This window comes from Dietzia sp. UCD-THP, assembly GCF_000349585.1.
GTDB classification, from domain to species: domain Bacteria; phylum Actinomycetota; class Actinomycetes; order Mycobacteriales; family Mycobacteriaceae; genus Dietzia; species Dietzia natronolimnaea_A.
Map to the genome: position 1 here is coordinate 1 of NZ_AOSR01000128.1, position 2488 is coordinate 2488.

Sequence of the window (2488 nt, forward strand, 5' to 3'; positions counted from 1 at the left end):
CATTACTACCAACTACGATCGCCTCATCGAAATACACGCCGCTCACGCAAACGTGCGTGTGGACACAATGTACTATGGGCACACAATCGGCAGACTCGACGCGCATCTAAGTCGAGAAGAATTACTCAAGCCCGAAACCGTTGCCGGCAAAGCGTCGTCTATTCAAATTCGTCCTCGGCCCCACATTCGACTCGCAAAACCTCATGGAAGCCTCGATTGGTTTAGCCACGATGGCCGAAACTATCGTAGCGAACTACCGCTCCCTTGGGCTCAACAAATCATTGCACCGGGAGGGAACAAATATCGACTTGGTTATGAGGTGCCATTCGACGCACAACGCACACGCGCGAACGAGGCAATCGCAAACGCTTCCGCGCTTCTATTTATTGGGTACGGCTTCAACGACGAGCACCTTCAAACCCATTTAAAGAGGCGATTTCCCGACGTTCCAGCAGTGATAATATCTAAGAGCCTCACCCCCAATGCCCTTGAGTATCTCGATATGAACTCATCGGCAATTGGCATCGAAGCGGCGGAAGATTTAGCCAGTTCACTAATAAGAACGGACGGAAAAGAGACCGAAATCGACAAAGCGCTGTGGCAAATTGATCACCTAGTGGAAGAGGTGCTGCACACATGACCGAGTCATCATTGGAATTCATTGCGTCGGAGGCTCTCGGCCGCGCGTTCCGCGTCGACACCTCAAGCGTCTGGGCCGAGGCCACCGATCACGAAAGACTAACTCGCACCGGGGTCGGAAGTCTGATCGCTTTTCAGGGGGCCAGCTCATCAGAGTATCTAGTTGGGGTTCTAGACAGAGTCACCCGCGACCTTCAAGACGAAGCCATGTTGGATAAGTTGTCTGACGACGGGAACTTTCCCGTGGAGGCAAGGCAGCGAGACCTCCTTAGAGTCGTACTCTTAGGCACATACCGCACTGTTCACGGCAGCAAGAAGGACACCTTCAAGAGGGGAGCTGACAGCTACCCACTTGTCGAATCACCGTGCTGGATCGTCGAGGGCACTAACCTGCAGAAGCTTATGGGCCTCCTCGCCAAGCAACTTGATCCGGATAAGAGACTGCGATTGGGCACATTCGTGGCCGACCCCTCCGCTGTTGCGGTTGCTGATGGCGACCGGCTGTTCCAACGCCACGCCGCTCTACTGGGAAGTACTGGATCCGGAAAAAGCTGGGCTGTTGCGCTTATTCTCGAGCGCGCGAGGGCACTTGCTCATCCAAATCTGATTGTGTTCGATATGCACGGAGAATACGGCCCGCTGACGATGGGGGAAAGCCCAACGGCCAGCGGTTTCCGAATTGCGGGCCCGGGAGACAACAGGGAGTCGAACAAAGCCGCACTGTACATTCCTTGGTGGTTGCTAAATCAGGAAGAAATGCAGGCGCTCCTACTTGACCGGTCCGAGGACAATGCGCCCAATCAGGCTGCAAGATTGACGCACCATGTTCGCGAACTCAAGCGAGAGCACCTAATAAAAGAAGGCCGTCAAGACGTTGTTGACAGGTTCACGGTAGACAGCCCTATTCCATTCAGCCTCTCCGGCTTGTTTGAGCGTCTTTCAGCGGACGATACTGCAATGGTTTCCGGTTCGGGCGGCAGAGAGAAACAAGGCCCGTTTTTCGGTCGGTTAACACGGTTCATAAACCGCATGAAGAGTCGCACAGAGGATCGACGCTACACCTTCATGTTTTCTCCTCCTGGCGAATCCGAAGATTACGAGTGGCTGCACGAACTTGCAAATGACCTCTTAGGAACGAATCCGGGAATCAAAGTCATTGACTTTAGCGAGGTTCCGAGCGACGTTCTCCCCATAGTCGTTGGAGTTCTTGCTCGAGTTCTTTACGAAATTCATTTCTGGACGGAGGAGCAAAAACGAACCCCAATCACGTTCGTTTGCGATGAGGCGCACCTCTACTTGCCTGCTGGTGTTGCCGATGTAGCCGAGCTGAGGGCTCTCGACTCCTTCGAGAGAATCGCGAAGGAGGGCCGAAAGTACGGCATCTCCCTTCTCGTTGTCAGTCAACGACCATCGGATGTTAGTCGAACCGTCCTTTCACAGTGCAATAACTTCATTGCACTTAGAATGACCAACGACCAGGACCAAGCGGTGGTGAAGCGGCTCATGCCGGATACCATGGACAGCCTCACCGCATCATTGCCGCTCCTCGATGTTGGCGAGGCTATACTTTTAGGGGATGCAATCATCCTACCGACACGCATCCGTCTCGACATGCCAGAAGTGAAACCCGCTAGCGCAACAAAAGACTTCTGGAGCGAGTGGAATGAAGTAGAAGTCCAGGAAGTCGACATTGTTTCAGCGGTTGAAGCTATGCGCATGCAGTCTCGAAAGTGATTCGTCGGTTCGGACGGCGACCAAAAGACGTACAGCTCTGGAGCCACTTCAACCGATTGCGGACAGCTGCAAAGGGGCTGGCTGGTCGCCACGCGCCCGTCCCACACCCTACAAC

At 53.9% G+C, this 2488-nt stretch carries 2 protein-coding genes; both read left to right on the top strand.

Going from position 1 to position 2488, the window contains the following annotated elements:
• Positions 1–640 (top strand): SIR2 family protein (locus H483_RS38625; protein ID WP_193746858.1); only part of this gene is annotated, 640 nt, incomplete at its 5' end.
• Positions 637–2373, top strand: coding sequence for an ATP-binding protein (locus H483_RS38630; RefSeq protein WP_081615151.1), 1737 nt, complete (start codon positions 637–639; stop codon positions 2371–2373). The genes H483_RS38625 and H483_RS38630, both read left to right, overlap by 4 nt.
• Positions 2374–2488 lie beyond the last annotated feature (115 nt).

Excerpts from the sequence above, each read along its gene's own strand:
- H483_RS38630 (WP_081615151.1), top strand. The coding sequence starts at position 637 with ATGACCGAGTCATCATTGGAATTCATTGCGTCGGAGGCTCTCGGCCGC.